This window comes from Larkinella fluvii, from assembly GCF_051857545.1.
In the GTDB taxonomy this organism is placed as follows: Bacteria; Bacteroidota; Bacteroidia; order Cytophagales; family Spirosomataceae; genus Larkinella.
In genome coordinates this window covers 627,492-644,404 of record NZ_JBPZHB010000002.1, presented here as the reverse complement: position 1 = coordinate 644,404, position 16,913 = coordinate 627,492, and the positions used below count along the sequence as shown (strand labels likewise).

9 protein-coding genes are annotated in these 16,913 nt (G+C 53.6%); 6 read left to right on the top strand and 3 right to left on the bottom strand.

Translation table 11 applies throughout. The annotated features are described in order from the left end of the window. Window positions 1-4: 4 nt before the first annotated feature. Together ACS5NO_RS06635 and ACS5NO_RS06630 are read left to right on the top strand one after the other, a co-directional pair. Complete coding sequence (locus ACS5NO_RS06635; protein ID WP_439414396.1) at window positions 5-1,477, top strand: MFS transporter; 1,473 nt, start codon at window positions 5-7, stop codon at window positions 1,475-1,477. 123 nt (window positions 1,478-1,600) lie between these two features. Beyond that, window positions 1,601-4,351, top strand: a complete 2,751-nt coding sequence (locus tag ACS5NO_RS06630; protein WP_439414395.1) for an alpha-d-galacturonidase — start codon at window positions 1,601-1,603, stop codon at window positions 4,349-4,351. A gap of 34 nt (window positions 4,352-4,385) precedes the next feature. On the opposite strand, the gene ACS5NO_RS06625 is transcribed toward ACS5NO_RS06630, so the two are convergent. The 3 genes from ACS5NO_RS06625 to ACS5NO_RS06615 form a co-directional block, all read right to left on the bottom strand. Beyond that, window positions 4,386-5,336 (bottom strand): NmrA/HSCARG family protein, encoded by a 951-nt coding sequence (locus tag ACS5NO_RS06625; protein ID WP_439414394.1) that lies wholly within the window; start codon window positions 5,334-5,336, stop codon window positions 4,386-4,388. 141 nt (window positions 5,337-5,477) lie between these two features. Then, on the bottom strand, window positions 5,478-6,242 hold the full coding sequence (locus ACS5NO_RS06620; RefSeq protein WP_114405658.1) for a DeoR/GlpR family DNA-binding transcription regulator: 765 nt from the start codon (window positions 6,240-6,242) through the stop codon (window positions 5,478-5,480). Window positions 6,243-6,547: 305 nt separating this feature from the next. Next, a complete protein-coding gene (locus tag ACS5NO_RS06615; protein ID WP_439414393.1) occupies window positions 6,548-8,161 on the bottom strand; it encodes a DUF5060 domain-containing protein in 1,614 nt (537 codons plus the stop codon). A gap of 169 nt (window positions 8,162-8,330) precedes the next feature. Between ACS5NO_RS06615 and ACS5NO_RS06610 the strand changes: the two genes are divergently transcribed. The 4 genes from ACS5NO_RS06610 (at window position 8,331) to ACS5NO_RS06595 (ending at window position 16,890) form a co-directional block, all read left to right on the top strand. Continuing rightward, window positions 8,331-11,504 carry a SusC/RagA family TonB-linked outer membrane protein gene (locus tag ACS5NO_RS06610; protein WP_439414392.1) on the top strand — a complete coding sequence of 1,058 codons (3,174 nt, stop codon included), beginning with the start codon at window positions 8,331-8,333 and terminating at the stop codon, window positions 11,502-11,504. A 23-nt stretch (window positions 11,505-11,527) separates the two neighbouring features. Further along, on the top strand, window positions 11,528-12,943 hold the full coding sequence (locus ACS5NO_RS06605) for a RagB/SusD family nutrient uptake outer membrane protein (RefSeq protein WP_439414391.1): 1,416 nt from the start codon (window positions 11,528-11,530) through the stop codon (window positions 12,941-12,943). 237 nt (window positions 12,944-13,180) lie between these two features. Beyond that, on the top strand, window positions 13,181-14,089 hold the full coding sequence (locus ACS5NO_RS06600) for a glycoside hydrolase family 43 protein (protein WP_439414390.1): 909 nt from the start codon (window positions 13,181-13,183) through the stop codon (window positions 14,087-14,089). Between the two features lie 17 nt (window positions 14,090-14,106). Continuing rightward, entirely contained in the window at window positions 14,107-16,890 is a 2,784-nt protein-coding gene (locus tag ACS5NO_RS06595; RefSeq protein WP_439414389.1) for a glycoside hydrolase family 2 TIM barrel-domain containing protein, read from the top strand. Window positions 16,891-16,913: the final 23 nt, after the last annotated feature.

The window sequence follows — 16,913 nt, the reverse complement described above, 5'->3', positions numbered from 1 at the left end:
TCCTGTGTCATCAACAACATCGGCGGTTTCATCTTCTTCTCCCAATAAATGGATTATTCTGGGCACGATCATGTTCGGAACGTTCATGTCGACGCTCGACAGCAGCATTGTCAACATTGCCCTGCCCACCATCCGGCGGGAACTGGGCGCGGGCGACAGCGTCGAGTGGATCGTGCTTTGTTACCTCCTGACCACCACCAGCACGCTGCTCATCATGGGAAAACTGTCTGACTGGGTGGGCCGCCGAACGCTGTATATCACCGGTTTTTGCGTTTTTGTGCTGGGTTCCCTGCTGTGTGGTCTGGCCTGGAACCTGTGGTCGCTGGTGGGGTTTCGGGTGGTTCAGGGGCTGGGAGCATCCATGATTTTCGCCGTCGGCCCGGCCATCATCGGCGACACCTTTTCTCCACAGGAACGCGGTCAGGCGATGGGTCTGATGGGCTCTATCGTGGCCGCCGGGTCCAGTGCGGGACCGGTTATTGGCGGTTTTCTGCTGGGCAAGTTCGGCTGGTCGAGCATTTTCTTCGTGAACGTCCCGATCGGTTTGCTGGCGATCTGGCGGGCCTGGACCATCCTGCCGGAAAGTCCGAAAGTGACCGGCCAACGGTTCGATCTGGTCGGTGCGGGGCTGTTTCTGTTCGGCGTCATCTCTCTGCTCACCGGTCTGGATTTTGGGCCAGAACCGCAGTATGGCTGGGATCATCCGCTCGTGGTCACACTCCTCTCAATCGGTACGGTTTTGCTGGTGTTGTTTCTGTTTTGGGAAATGCGGGTTCGGGAGCCGATGCTGCAACTGAGCCTGTTCCGCATCCGGCCCTACACAGCGGCCATTCTCGCAGCCTTTTGCGGTTTTCTGGCGTCGGGCGGCAATCTGTTTGTCATTCCTTTTTTCCTGCAACAACTCCTGGGGCTACCCCCCGAACGCGCCGGACTGATTTTGCTGGCGGGTCCTCTGACCCTCAGCCTGGTGGCCCCACTGGGCGGGTATCTTTCCAGCCGGATCAGCACGCGTTGGTTGTCCAGTTTCGGGTTGCTGATCACGGCGGGCGGTTATTTTGCTTTTTCATTTCTGGCCGTCGACTGGACCTGGCAGGATGTCATCTGGCGGAGTTCGCTGGTGAGTCTGGGCTTTGGCCTTTTTCAGTCGCCCAACAGCAGCAGCGCCCTCAACGCGGCCCCCATCGCCCAGCGCGGCATTGCCAGCAGCATGATTGCCTTCATGCGCAACCTGGGATTTGTCGTCGGCATCGCCATTGCGGCCGCCGTTTGGTACAGCACCCGCAACCGCTGGGCACTGGCAAACGATGCCTCGCCCGAATCGACGGCGGCCCAACTGCTCGGGATGCATTACGCCTACCTGACGATGAGCGGTTTAGTACTGACCGGTGCGCTCATTTCCTTCACGCGCGGCAAGACGACTCCGCTCGTTTCAAAGCCGGTTCAGCCGAAAAACGCCGTCACTGACCCAACTTCTTAGAAATACGGTTTCGAAGACTTTAGAACTATCCCTCAGGCTAACATTGTATATTTTTTGGAGAAAATGCTGGAGATTACCGGTATCCAAACAGGGTAAATTTGTACTGTTCCTAAGTCCTGTTATATGAACCGCTACGCTACAATTCTTCTCTTCTCCGTTCTTTTTTGCTTCCCAGGTACCGCATCGGTCATTGCGCAGGAAACCGGTAAAAAAGTCACCATCGTCACGCCGGTTTCGGCCCACGTTCGCGTCACCTTTGGTGCCGAAAAACTCAAACAGGCGCTGACCAAAGCCGGTTATCAAACTACGTTTTTCAAGGGTGTTCCGGCGAAGGGTAGTCACCAGATTGTCATTGGGTTATGGTCTGATGCCAACGTCAAACCGGTTTCTTTGCGTTATAGATTAACGGCAGACCCAAACCCAGTCAAAGAAAGCTTTGCCATTCGGAGAGACGCGCAGAATCCGCTGCTGATTGTGGGAGCCGACCCGTCCGGTGTCTTGTACGGCTGTCTGGAACTGGCTGAAAAAATCAACGAAACCGGCCAGCTTCCCGAAACGATCAGCCTGCGTGACCAGCCGGAAATGGTGCTGCGTGGCACGGCCGTGGGCATTCAGAAACCGGTGTATCTCCCCGGTCGCGAGGTGTATGAATATCCGTATACGCCCGAAACCTTCCCGTGGCTTTACGACAAAGCGCTTTGGATTCGGTATCTGGATCAGATGGCCGAAAACCGCTACAACTCCCTGTATTTGTGGAATGGCCACCCGTTTGCGTCACTGGTTCGGCTAAAAGACTATCCCTACGCCGTTGAAGTGGATGACGCGACGTTCCGGAGAAACGAAGAAATGTTCCGGTTTCTGACCGCCGAAGCCGACAAACGCGGCATCTGGGTCATTCAGATGTTCTACAACATCATTCTTTCAAAACCGTTTGCCGAAAAACACAACCTCAAAACCCAGGACCGAAACCGCCCCATCACCCCGCTCATCGCGGATTATACCCAGAAATCCATTGCCGCGTTTGTTCAGAAATACCCGAATGTCGGCCTGCTCATCACCCTCGGCGAAGCCATGGAAGGCGTCGGACAGGATGACGTCGACTGGTTCACCAAAACGATTATTCCGGGCGTCAAAGACGGATTGAAAGCCCTCGGCCAAACCGCTGAACCGCCGATTGTGCTCCGCGCCCACGATTCGGATGCGCCCCGCGTGATGAAAGCCGCCCTGCCGTTGTACAAGAATTTGTATACGATGGCGAAATACAACGGCGAAGCCCTGACGACCTACACGCCCCGGGGTAAATGGGCGGATTTGCACCGGACGTTAAGCAGTATCGGTACGGTTCACGTTGAAAATGTACACATTCTGGCCAATCTGGAGCCTTTTCGGTACGGTTCGCCCGATTTTATTCAGAAGTCCGTTCAGGCGATGCATAACGTGTATGGTGCGAATGGCCTGCATCTGTACCCCCAGGCGTCGTACTGGGACTGGCCCTATACCGCCGACAAAACGTCGCCCCGCCTGCTCCAGCTCGACCGTGACTGGATCTGGTACAAAACCTGGGCGCGCTACGCCTGGAATTCCAAACGGGATCGTCCGACAGAAGTGACGTACTGGGGCAATCAACTGGCGGATCAATACGGTTTACCGGCCGACAAAGGCAAGGACGTACTGGAAGCCTACGAAGAAACCGGCGAGATTTCACCGAAACTATTGCGACGCTACGGCATCACCGACGGCAACCGCCAGACCCTCACGCTCGGTATGTTGATGACGCAACTCATCAATCCGTTTCGCTACGGGCTGTTTACGCTCATGTACGAATCGGAAGCCCCTGAGGGTGAAATGATTATCGAATACGCCGAGAAGGAATCGAAACAGGAAAAACACCGGGGCGAAACGCCGGTTCAGGTGGCCGATGAAGTGATTGAACACGGCAAAAAAGCCGTGGCCGCCATTGACAAAGCCGCTGGTGCGGTGACTAAAAACAAGGCCGAATTCGACCGCCTGAAAAATGACGTCTACGCCCAGAATGCGATGGCGAATTTCTACGCCCAGAAGGCCCGGGCGGCCCTGGCGGTTTTGAAATACAAGTACTCGACCGACGTCCGCGATCTGGAAAAAGCGGTTCCGCTGCTGGAAAGCAGTCTGGAACATTACACGGATCTGGTGAAGCTGACGAAAGATACGTACCTGTATGCCAACAGTATGCAGACGAAGCAGCGCAAAATTCCGATGCGGGGCGTCGATGGAACCTACAAAACGTGGGAAGAAATGCTGCCGGTTTACCAAAAAGAACTGACGCGGTTCAAATCCGTGATCGACTCGCTGAAATCGGCTCCGGTGACGGTGGCCAGGCAACCCGTGTGGTTCAAACCGGCCACCGTTACGATTCAAAGCCCGACCGTGGAGACGTATGCCGTTGAAAAAGGGCAGCGTATTTTTTCCGATACGGGTCTTGCCATCGCTGCGGTGGCGGAGGAATTGAAGAACCTGAAAGGCTTGCAACTGGCAAAATCGACACAGCAGTCGGAACGCACCAGCCTAACCTTTACAGCCAGCCAACCCGTCAAACTGCTGGTCGGTTTTTTTACCGAAAAGAATCCCCGCTACTTACCCGCACCGGAACTGGAAACGGACGCCAGTGCCAACGACTACGGGCAGTCGGAAATCAAAATTTCGAACGCCGTTCTGGTGGATGGCTTACCGCCCGTCAATGTACATACGTATTCATTCAAGGCGGGAACGCACACGCTGAATCTGGGGAAAGGAGCCTGTTTGCTCCTCGGTTTTATGGACGGCAACCAGGAAATCCCGGTTTTCGACGCCGGTTTGGCGGGCAATAAAAAGAACATCGACTGGCTGTTTGAGTAACACCAATAGCCAGTCGATGTGCTGAGCCGGACCTTTAGTCCAGCGGAATACGCCCGGCGTTTTGCTCCAGCCAGGCATCAAACGACTGTAATTCGGGGTTCAACTCCCGGGTGTAGTTTACATCCCGGACCTGGTTACATACCTCGTCGAAATCACGGTAGAACTGAAACATATTGCCCATGTCATCGGCTCCCGGGAAGCCAAAGCCCCGGTATACCTCCGGCGTAACGTAGTTGTAGGTGACCTCCTGCCCGATCGCTTTGGAAAGTTTCGCAGCCATTTCCTGACCCGTCAATTGATCCCCGGCCACGCCGATGGTCTTCCCAACGAATTCCGTCCCGCCCTTGAAGATGGCGTAAGCGGTTTTGCCGATATCTTCGGAAGCCACACCGGCCATCTTCTTATCAGCCATCGGCAAAGTCAGATACAGCCTGTCATCGGGTCCCTTTTTAGGCCCGGCTCCAAAATAGATGAAGTTTTCCCAGTAAAAAGAAGCCCGGAGGAAGGTAGTCGGTACCCCTAAATCGGTAAAGAACTGGTCGGCTTCGCCTTTCGCATCAAAATGCGGCACTTTGTATTTGCCTTGAAGGGTTGGCATCCGGTCATCGTCCAGCGGAATCCACTCGCGGGTATCTTCCAGCGTCGACCAGATCACGTGCTTCAGCCCGGCCTGTTTGGCCGCCTGGGCCATGCTGCGGGCTTCGTTGTATTCCCGCTCCGGCGAAAAATGCGCCCAGAAAAAGGTCACAAAAAAGGCCCCATAAGCTCCCTCCAGGGCCTGGCTAAGGCTTTGCTCATCATCAATGTCAGCCACCACCACCTCGGCTCCCAATTGGGCCAGTTCCTTTGCCTTATCGGAACTGGTGTCCCGCGTAATGGCCCGGACGGCAAACTCACTGTTTTTATCATGGAGGATGGCTCTGGCAAGTCCGCCCCCCTGGGCACCGGTAGCGCCGAAAATGGCAATAATCTTTTTCTCGGACATGAGTATTATTGAGTTTAGGAGTTTAGAAACAGAACGTTCCATACCGAATGGAACAGAGCCCCCAAGTTAGGACAATAGTGGATACGTTGTCAACAACTGCACCTATTTTGCTCCACCGACCAGCAAATGGCTGTGAGCCGCCTACGGCGCAATGATCAGTTCAATCTCGTTGTCGTGGAAAACCTGCTTGTACTTCTCCTGAATGGTCGCGTCGGTGATGATGTAATCGATCAACGACAAGGCTCCCAGACTGGCGAAGGCACTTTTGCCAATTTTGGTCGAATCGGCCACCAGATAGGTTACATCGGCGGCATCAATCATGGCTTTTTTCACCACTAAGTCGCTGATACTCGGATAGGTTAAGCCCGCCTTCAGCGAGATTCCCGCTGTGGCCAGAAACAGCTTCTGGACGTTGATGCCTTTGAAAAAATCGGCGGCTTTCTGCCCCGTCAGCGACAGGGTGGGCGGTTTAAACTCCCCGCCGGTCATGATCACCTCGATGCCGGTTTCGGCGCCCAGAATCAGGGCGATGTTCAGGGCGTTGGTGATCACGGTGAGGTTTCGGTAGCCGCGCAGTTTTTTGGCGATTTCGGTGGTGGTCGAACCCGAATCCAGAATGATGGTGTCACCACTTTCGATGAATTCCAGGCACTTGCTCGCGATGCGTTCCTTTTTGTCGATGTTCTCCTGATTTCCCAGCGAAACCGTCCGCACCTGGTCTTCCACGTTTTTCAGGTACGCCCCGCCGTGGTCCTTGATCACCAGTCCGTCTTTTTCCAGTTTCTCGATGTCCTGACGAATCGTTACTTCCGTCACCTTAAAAATCCGGGCCAGATTGACGATCTTGGCGGAGCCGTCTTCCTTCAGCAATTCAAGTATTTTATCCCGACGTTGATTCGGTAGCATACGGTTTTATTCTAAACTATCTGAGTTTGTCAAAAGTAACAAAAAGAAATTTTCTCTTCGCTATAGATTAATTGCCTAAGACCCGGTTTGTTACCCAGCCCACGGTTTCAACCGTGGGTTTTTGATGACGAAAACCGGTGAACAAAAACCGTTTTAACGGTTTCAATTTTGGGTGGATCATTCGCGAAATCCCACGGTTGAAACCGTGGGCTGGTCAATAAATCGGATTTGCCAAATTTACTTTCTACAGCTTCTATTCATTCTTAACTAATCATAAACAATACTTAGAGAACGAAAAAATGTTTCTATTTAACCTGCGTCAGCCGAATCGCCTGATACGGTTTGGCAGGCAGACGAATTTTCCTGAATCCTTCGTCATAGACCCGGTAATCTTTCGCTTCTCCCAGCCGGAAGGTGTCCGAAACGGGCGTAATGGTCATGTTCCAGGTGTCGATGAGTTCGGCTTTGAAAACCGCGCCGGTGGGTGGTGCGCCTTTTTTGGGCAAACTGAACACCCATTCCGACGGCATCTGTTTTCCCAAATAAATCAGGTAATGCGCGCTGTCGGACTGGCAGGTCTGGTGATCTTTCCAGGGGTCCGCCAGTTCGACCGGGCCGGGTTGCTGTTCCAGCAGATTTCGCAAAAAACCGATCCGCGCCGGACTTTGCCCGTGAAACCGGCCGCCTTCGGCCCAGAAGATGGTGTCGCCCGGCGTCCGGTACGTTTCGCCGTGGGTCACGTAGGTGCCGGCAATGACGCCCTGCCAGAATGTCTCGGTCATTTCCTCCGGACTCAGTCGTCCCCAGCGCTGCGGGAGGTTGCCTTCGTAACAGACCTCGTCGTAAATCACCGGTTTTCGGTAGGCATCGCGCAACAAAACCGCCCGCCCAAAATCCTCGACGGTCGACCCATTCTGAATGCTGACGTGGGTGAAATACGGTTTCCAGTTGTCGTAGTATTCCGTCCCGTTGTGGATCGAACAGAGGTGGTGATACGGATCGGCTTCGACCACGGCTTTGCTGTAGACATCCCAGGCTTCGCGTGGTTTGTTCTTGATGAAATCAAATTCATTCGCCATCGACCACCAGACGTTCTGATACGCAGACAATCTGGCTACCAGATACTTGATGTATAATAAATCATTCTTCAAGCCCATACTATCGAATCCCCAGCGGCCTTTGTCGTATGGATGAAAAATAATCAGATCGGCTTCAATATTGAGTTTGGCGAGGTCCGCAATCCGCTTTTCCAGGTGCCGGAAGAACGTCGGATTGAAGCGCGTAAAGTCCCATTGGTACTTTGTCGAACCATTCGGGCGTTTGGTGCGGCCTTTCTCTTCATAGGCAAAAAGGGCCGGTTCTTCCTCCACGTAACTGTACGTTTTCGGGAACACGCACATTCTGATTTTGTTGAACGACGCATTTTTCAAGGTGGTCAACGTCTGTTCCTGCAACGGCTCGGGCTGGTGCGTCCAGGCATACGCCGTCGTCCCAAAGGGGTAATACGGTTTTCCGTTGGCGTACTGAAAGTGGTACGTATTCCGGACGCCGACCGGGCCGTGATTGGTCGCAGAAGGCGCGCGGCATGTAAAGCTTCCTGTTTTTCCACGCAACGCGTTGACGTTGCTGGATGTCCGGTACGACCATTGCCCCGTCGCTTCCGGCATGAACCGGATTTTATACACCCCCTCGCCGTCGTAAAAACCAGTCGTCATGATCTTCTTCTCGCCCGACGAGAACTCGGCCGTTAGCCAAACGTCCGTGAAGGGATTGCCAGCCGTTGGCCCCGACAAGGTAATCTCGTAGACCTCCCATTTTTCAATGCCTTTTTCGGAAGCCACCGTGACCTGCGCCATCGGATACAGCGGAGAACCCATGAAGAAAAGAAACAAAAGCCGGATTTGAGCTTGTCTGAACATAATTCAAGAAAATATTTTTAAAAAACAAAGTAAAACAAATAAAACGAAATACTTTTAAGAAAAAATAAGAAAATACCAACCTAACACGCTTTAAACCATTCACTATTTACTGGTAATTTATTCGGATTCAATTGATCATTTCTATGAACATTTTAACAAATCCAGTACGATGAACTCTACTCTTACCTCCCGAAGATGCTGGTGGGCCAGCTTGATCTTTACTTTATTTTGCTTTTCTTTTGTTCAGACCTTCGCACAGACCAAATCCCTTACCATTACGGGGAAGGTCACCGACGAAAACGGGAAACCGCTACCGGGCGTTTCGGTGCTGATCAAATCCGCCACCAGCGGCACGATTTCAAATCAGGACGGCGCCTATTCCCTTTCCGCCAACGAAAATTCGACGCTGGTTTTTAGCTCCATCAGCTACGAAACCCAGGAAATTCCGGTCAGCAACCGCTCAGTGATCGATGTTTCCATGCTTCCGTCCAACAAGACGCTCAACGAAGTGGTCGTGGTGGGCTACGGGACGCAAAGCAAACGGGCCATCACCGGCGCGGTGGCCTCGGTGGGCTTCAATGAGTTCAAAGACCGTTCGTTCAGCAATGTTACTCAGTCGCTGGCGGGCAAAATTGCTGGGGTGAACATCACGCAGTCGCAGGGAGCGCCGGGGGTTTCGCCCATTATCCGGATTCGGGGCGTCAGTTCCATCACCGCCGGTACGACTCCATTGTTTGTGGTCGACGGCGTTCCGCTCGAAAACTTCAACCTCAACCTGATCAATCCGCAGGACATCGAGTCGGTCGATGTCCTGAAAGATGCCTCATCGGCCGCCATTTACGGCTCACGCGGGGCCAACGGCGTCGTTTTGATTACAACCAAACTGGGCAAGGCGGGGAAAACCAACATCAGTGCGGGCTACGAATACGGCACGCAGTCGGTGATCCGGAAGGTGCCGATGATGGACGCCCAGCAGTGGATCGGGTATTACATTGACGCCCACAACAACGCCTGGGTCGACCTGAATCCGGCGGTCAACAAAGCCTCCGACCCCAACAGCGCCCGGCCCTCGACCTACCGCATCCCCGACGATTTTATCACCAATCCGCAGCAATTTGGCAAAGGCACCGACTGGCAGGACGTCATGTTTCGCGTGGCGCCATCGCACAACGCGCAGCTTTCGGTTTCGGGCGGTACCGAGAAAACCCAGTTTCTGTTTTCGGGATCATTCCTCGATCAACAGGCGGTTCTGGATGAAAATTATTACAAACGCCTGGCGCTGCGCACCAACATCAAACACGCGGTTTCGGACAAGTTTTCGCTGGGGCTGAACCTGAGCGCAACGACGGTTTTTGATCGGACGGAAGGCACGCAGGGCAAAAGCGATGTTGTCAGTCTGGCGATTCAGAGCGATCCGATTTTCCCGGTTTACAACGAAAACGGCAACCTGGGTTACCGGGATCCCAACTCGGTCTGGAGCAAATACGTCGCCTACAACGACCTGAACCTCTGGCATCCGTATTCACTCACCCGGTTTTACCACAAGCAGAACAAGTCGTTCAACACCCTCGCAACCGCCTTTGCAGAATACTTTATCACCGACGACCTGAAATTTCGGACCAGCATCAGCGGCAACCTGTTCAACAACCGCCTGAACTCGTATCGGGTTAAGAACCAAGGCTATGGCTATTCGGGATTGCTCCCGGCAGAGGGCAATGTGCAGTCGTCCTACATGCTGAACTGGCTGTCGGAAAACACGCTGACGTACGACAAACGCTTCGGCGACCACAGCCTGAATGTGCTGGCCGGTTATTCGGTGCAGAAACAACGCGATGAATTTGCGACCGTTACGTCGGGCAGCTTCCCGAACGACCTCGTCGAAACGCTCAATGCCGGAGTCGTCACCAGCGGTTCCAGCACCGCTACCGAATGGTCAATGATCTCGTATCTGGGCCGGGCGCAGTACAATTTCCAGAACAAATATTTCCTGACGGCGGCCATTCGCCGGGACGGCAGCTCGCGGTTTGGACGGGACACCCGCTGGGGCTATTTCCCGTCGGTTTCGGCGGGCTGGCTGATTTCGGACGAGTCGTTCATGCAGCATGTCAAGTTTGTGAACAGCCTGAAAGTACGCGCCAGTTACGGGATTGCGGGGAACAATCAGATTCCGAACTACGGCGCCATCAGCCTGCTATCGGCGACCAACTACGTTTCCGGGGCCGCCCTGGCGTCCGGTCTGACGATCTCCAATATTTCCAATACCAACCTGAAATGGGAACGCACCGGCCAGATGAACATTGGCGTTGACCTGCGCGTGCTGAACGACCGGATCGGGTTGTCGGCGGAATATTACAACTCGGTGACGCGCGATATGCTGCTGAACGTGCCGGTGCCGGATATTTCCGGTTTTTCGTCCCAGCTCACCAACATCGGCCGGATGCGCAACCGGGGGATTGAACTGAATATTAATTCGAAAAATACCACCGGCAAGGTCATCTGGACGACGGATCTGAATGTCAGCCGGAACCGCAATACGGTTTTGCAGTTAGGGCCGACGAACGCCCCGATCATCTACACCGATTTCGTCGTGGCGGTTAAAACCGAAGTGGGCCAGCCGATCTCGAATTTCTACGGCTACGTGGTCGACGGCGTGTTTAAAAACCAGGCGGCTGTCGATGCGGCTCCGCACTACAGCTCGACCAAACCGGGTGATCCGATCATCCGCGACGTGAACGGCGATGGCAAGATTACGCCGGACGACCGTACCTCGCTGGGTAATTTCCAACCCGATTTCACCGCCGGTCTGACCAACACGGTTTCCTACAAAGGCTTCGACTTTTCATTTCTGTTGCAGGGAACCTACGGCGGGGAGATTGTGAACCAGAATTTCCGCTACCTGGGCTTCTGGAACAACGGCCGGAACATGTTTGCGAGCGTGGACAACCGCTGGCGGTCGGAAGCCGATCCCGGCGACGGCAAACACTTCCGCGCGACCCTCGGCCTGACCGGTTTGCAGGATCAGTTTCACAGCCTGTGGGTGGAAGATGCGTCGTTTACCCGCCTGAAAAACATTCGGCTTTCGTATACGCTGCCGTCGTCGCTGACCCGCAAAACCCCGTTCCGCGTGGCCCGCGTGTACATCAATGCTGACAATGTGTACCTGTGGAGCAAATACACCAACTACGACCCCGAAAACACGACCTACGGCGCCAGCAATTATGCCGGTGGCAGCAACGGTTTGAATGCCTCAGGCAATGCGCCCAACGGGGCGTTCATCGGCGTCGATTACGGTTCGTATCCCATCCCGCGCGTCGTCACGGTTGGCCTGAAAGTAGATCTGTAAACTGAACTCTAGAACGATCACCCATGAAAACGATACAATATTTTCTCACCCTTCTTTGCGTCTGCTTGCTGACCTCCAGTTGCCAGGACACGTTTCTGGACCTGACGCCCCTTTCGAACGCGACAGCGGATAACTTCAAAACCCGGGACGATTTCGAGCTGGCCGTCAACGGAGCGTATGCGTCGCTCTATACGGTTTACCACCCGGAAGGGCCGGTTTCGTACGCCAACGAGCAGATGAGCGATAACGCCATCATGTTCAATATTTCGGGGATTCAGGCCGATAAATGGCAGTTCAAGGACTACAGTCTGGCCACCGCCAACACGATGGTGTACCAGTTCTGGCAGGAATCCTACAAGGCCATTTTTAACGCAAACATCGTTCTCGACAAAATTGAAGGGGCCAGTCTGGATGCGGCTTACAAGGACGGTGTGAAAGCCCAGATGCAGTTTCTGCGGGGGCTCTATTATTTCAACATGGTGCAACTGTGGGGTGATTTGCCCATCGTCACCACGCCACTGACCGGCGAGGAAAGCTACGCCGTCCTGCGTTCCCCGCAAAGTGCGGTTTACGATCAAATCAAGAAAGACCTGATTTTTGCGGCTGAAAAACTACCCCTGGCGACGGCCATTACGATTCCGGGCCGGGCTTCCAAGGGAGCCGCTCAGACGTTGCTGGGGAAAGTGTATCTGACCCTGGGCGATAAAGCCGCAGCGGCCACGGTTCTGAAGGAAGTGTACAATAGCAATCAGTATTCGTTGCTCGCCAATTATACCGATTTGTGGGGACCGAGCGTCAAAAACACCAAAGAGTCAATCTTTGAAATTCAGTATCTGGGCGGAAATGCCTCGGCTCCATTCAGCCGCTTTTATCAGACGTTCTACCCGAACAACAACTTCCTCGGTTTCTACGGCGGTGGCATGAACCAGGTAACCGACGACCTGTACAATGAATACGAAACCGGTGACCCGCGCCGGGATGCCTCGATTGCGCTGGGGTATAACAACGCCGGAACGTTCATCGCCCAGAAATACCCGATCAAATGGACGGACACCAAAGCAACGCAGGTGGGCGGCAACCCCTTGTCGAACAACAACTTCATGGTGCTGCGCTACGCCGACGCACTGCTGTTGCTGTCCGAAGCGACGGGCGATCCGCTGTACCTCAATCTGGTCCGAACCCGGGCGAAATTGCCCAAGTTTGGCGAGGCAACGTATCCAACCGCCAAATACCCGACGCTCGATCTGGCCATCGAACACGAACGCCGGACGGAATTAGCCATCGAATTTCAGCGCTGGTTCGATCTGAAGCGCACCAACCGCGCCGTCCCGGTTCTGACCGCCAAAGGGAAAGCCATTACTGCCACGAAACTGCTCTGGCCAATTCCCCAAATCGTCCGCACCCAAAATCCGGCCATTACGCAAAATCCGGGGTATTAGTCTGCGGTTTACGGTTTGCGGTTTACGGTTTACGGTGGCTGACGCGTTCCAATTATGCGCGTCAGCCACCGTAAACCGTAAACCGTAAACTGAAAACCGTAAACCGAACACCAAAATCCCGGATTGACAAAATGCTACACATCCCCGCTAAAATGATACATATCCCACACTCCATAAAATTGATCCTTTGTAGAGGCAAAAAACGGCTCTTCAGCCGAACGGATCGACCCCTAAACCATGAAGCGTATTTCTTACCTGTTCAGTATTCTGCTCCTGCTCAGTTCGTGTTCGAAGAGCGTCTACCTGTTCAGTTCGTTTCATGAACCGGCCAACGAAGGGCTGCGGTTTTTGTATAGCACGGACGGTTATCAATGGACAGATCAGAACCGCACGTTTCTTAAACCCGAAATTGGCAATCAGAAAGTGATGCGCGATCCGTCGATTGCGCAGGGCAAAGACGGCACGTTTCACCTCGTCTGGACGAGTAGCTGGAAGGACGACAAAGGCTTCGGTTATGCGAGTTCCAAAGATCTCATCCACTGGTCGGCGGAGCGGTTTATTCCGGTGATGGAACACGAACCGACGACGGTCAATGTCTGGGCGCCCGAACTGTTTTACGACGACGAAACCAACCGGTTTATCATCATCTGGGCTTCCACCATTCCGAACCGGTTTGAGCGCGGGGTAGAAGAGGAGAAAAACAACCACCGGATGTATGTCACCACCACAAAAGACTTCCAAACTTTCGCGCCCACCCAACTGTTTCTCGACCCGAAATTCAGCGTGATCGATGCGGTAATCGTCAAGCGCAAACCCGCTGATTACGTGCTGATTCTGAAAGACAACACCCGCCCGGAACGTAACCTCAAAGTCGCGTTTGGAAAAGACGCCACCGGACCCTACACCGACGTATCCACACCATTTACCAAAAAATTCACCGAAGGCCCCTCCGTTGCCAAAATTGGTGATGATTGGCTGATTTATTTCGACTCCTATCAGGACAAAAATTACGGAGCCGTGAAGACCCGCGACTTCAAAACGTTTACGGATGTTTCTGCCCAAATCGCGGTTCCGGAAGGCCACAAACACGGGACGATTTTCAAGGTAAAAAAGCGCATCTTAAACGAATTAGTAAAAAGTAAATAACCGCCCAAATCCGACCCATGACGCACCGATTGATACCGGTTTTTCTCCTTCTGATTGCACAGGTTGCCACCGCCCAGCAAACCGAAAAACGGTATTTGTCCGGCACGGGAAACGACCAGACCGTGAACTGGGAGTTTTACTGCACCGCCGGTCGAAATTCGGGAAAGTGGACCACCATTCCGGTGCCGTCGAACTGGGAGTTGCAGGGATTCGGGAAGTATAATTACGGTTTTGCCAAGGACAGTTCGCGCGGCAAAGAACAGGGACTTTACAAGCATCATTTTCAGGCTCCGGCGTCGTGGAAAGGCAAACAGATCAACCTGGTTTTTGAAGGCGTCATGACCGACACCGAAGTCAAGCTGAACGGCAAATCGGCCGGGCCAACCCACGAAGGTTCCTACTACGCATTCAAATACGATGTATCGAATTTACTCCAGTACGGTTCGGGCAATTTGCTGGAAATTACCGTCTCGAAACACTCGGCGAACCCGTCCGTCAACGAAGCCGAACGCAAGGGCGATTTCTGGATCTTCGGCGGTATTTTCCGACCGGTTTACCTGGAAATTCTCCCCGCCGAACACATCGAACACGTTGCCATCGACGCCAAAGCCAACGGCTCTTTTACGGCCCAACTTCAATTGAAAACAAACCGCAAAGCCTCTGAAATTTCCGGACAGATTTATACGGTTTCCGGACAAAAAGTAGGCGAACCGTTCAGCGCAAAAATCGGTACCGAAACCCATACCGTTGCCCTGACAAAAACCGTCCTGAAACCGCTCTTGTGGACGTCGGAAACACCCCATCGCTACAAAGTAGAATTCAGGTTGTTGGAGGCTGGAAAACCGGTGCATACACTGACGAAATTCTTCGGTTTCCGCACCGTCGACGTGAAACCGCGCGACGGTATTTACGTCAACGGTACGAAAGTTAAACTCAAGGGCGTCAACCGGCATTCGTTCTGGCCGTCGTCGGGCCGGGCGTTAAGCAAAAAACTGAGCATTCTGGACGTCAATCTGATGAAGGACATGAACATGAACGCCGTCCGGACGTCGCACTACCCGCCCGACGATCATTTTTTGGACGTCTGCGATTCGCTGGGACTTTTCGTGTTCGACGAACTGGCGGGCTGGCACGGCCACTACGACACACCGACGGGCACTAAACTGCTCCATGAACTGGTTACGCACGACGTCAACCACCCGTCGGTTATTTTCTGGATCAACGGGAACGAAGGCGGTCACAATGCCGAACTGGATGCGCTGTTCGCCAAAGAAGACCTTCAGAAACGGCCGGTCCTCCATGCCTGGGAGGATTTTGGCGGTTTCGACACGCAGCATTACCGGGAATTTAACTACGGCATCGGCAACTACAACCACGGTCATTCGATCACGCTTCCCACCGAATTTCTGCACGGCATGTACGATGGCGGCCACGGTGCGGGGCTGGAAGATTACTGGGAAGCGATGTGGCACGATCCGCTGGCGGCTGGCGGTTTTCTCTGGGATTTTGCCGATCAGGGCGTCGTGCGAACGGATCAGAACGGCCTCATCGACACCGACGGAAACCGGGGCGCCGACGGAATCGTCGGGCCGTACCGTGAAAAAGAAGGCAGCTTTTTTACGATCAGGGAAGTCTGGTCACCGATCCGGCTGGAACGCCGGGAGATGACGCCAACCTTCGACGGCACGTTTCCGATCGAAAACCGGTATCACTTTACCAATACAAGCCACTGTTCGTTTACCGGAAAACTAGTCAAAGTGGGTGGCCCATTCGATGGCGTAAAACCGTCTGAAAAGTCATTTCCCGTTGCAGCACCGAACCTGAAACCGCTCGAAAAAGGCGTACTAAAGGCTCAGTTACCCAGCGACTGGAAAGACTACGACTTTCTGTACATCACCGCCACCGATCCGCACCGACGCGAGCTGTTTACCTGGAGTTTTCCGATTTCATTACCCAATAAAATCGCTTCGTCGCTCGTCAAAACCGACGGTTCTGCTGCGGTAAACCTAGCCGAAACCGATTCGCTGTATACGGTTTCGGCCAACGGCATTCAGTTGGTGTTCAGCAAGCAAACCGGTGTCTTGAAACAAGTGACCAACCGGAACGGAACGATCCCGTTCACCAACGGCCCGGTGTTGCAGGAAGGTGTCAACAATTTCAAAAATTTCACCCACCGCATGGACGGCAAAACCGTCGTCATCGAATCGACCTTTGACCGAAAAAGCAGCTACAACACGCTGCAATGGACCATTTTCCCGTCGGGCTGGGTTAAAATGCGGGTGCGGTATTTTCCCGATGGCTATTTCACGACGCTGGTCGGGGTCAATTTCTCGTTCCCCGAAAGCGAAATGAAAGCCGTCAAATGGATGGGTAAAGGACCATACCGCGTCTGGAAAAACCGGATGAAAGGTGGCACATTGGACGTCTGGAACAAGGCGTATAACAACACCGAAACCGGTGAAACGCCGGTTGTTTACCCAGAATTCAAAGGCTACCACGCCAACCTGTACTGGTGTCGGTTTGAAACTACAGGCCAGCCTTTTACGGTGGCGACGGAAAACGAAGATGTTTTTTTCCGGCTGTTCACCCCGGCCTGGAAAACCGATCAGTGGCACAATTACGAGCCGATTTTTCCGACGGGCGACCTGTCGTTCCTGCAGGGCATCAGCAGCATTGGCAGCAAAACACAGCGCAACGAAACGACAGGGCCAATGGGCATGAAGCATATTTTTTATGACTACGAAAAGGAACCCGCACGCGCCAAAGAGCTGACGTTGTATTTTGATTTTTCCGGGAAATGAAAAAGAACGCCCCTAAATCCCCT

Excerpts from the sequence above, each read along its gene's own strand:
- ACS5NO_RS06630 (WP_439414395.1), top strand. The coding sequence starts at position 1,601 with ATGAACCGCTACGCTACAATTCTTCTCTTCTCCGTTCTTTTTTGCTTC.
- ACS5NO_RS06615 (WP_439414393.1), bottom strand. The coding sequence starts at position 8,161 with ATGTTCAGACAAGCTCAAATCCGGCTTTTGTTTCTTTTCTTCATGGGT.
- ACS5NO_RS06595 (WP_439414389.1), top strand. The coding sequence starts at position 14,107 with ATGACGCACCGATTGATACCGGTTTTTCTCCTTCTGATTGCACAGGTT.
- ACS5NO_RS06625 (WP_439414394.1), bottom strand. The coding sequence starts at position 5,336 with ATGTCCGAGAAAAAGATTATTGCCATTTTCGGCGCTACCGGTGCCCAG.
- ACS5NO_RS06600 (WP_439414390.1), top strand. The coding sequence starts at position 13,181 with ATGAAGCGTATTTCTTACCTGTTCAGTATTCTGCTCCTGCTCAGTTCG.
- ACS5NO_RS06620 (WP_114405658.1), bottom strand. The coding sequence starts at position 6,242 with ATGCTACCGAATCAACGTCGGGATAAAATACTTGAATTGCTGAAGGAA.
- ACS5NO_RS06605 (WP_439414391.1), top strand. The coding sequence starts at position 11,528 with ATGAAAACGATACAATATTTTCTCACCCTTCTTTGCGTCTGCTTGCTG.
- ACS5NO_RS06610 (WP_439414392.1), top strand. The coding sequence starts at position 8,331 with ATGAACTCTACTCTTACCTCCCGAAGATGCTGGTGGGCCAGCTTGATC.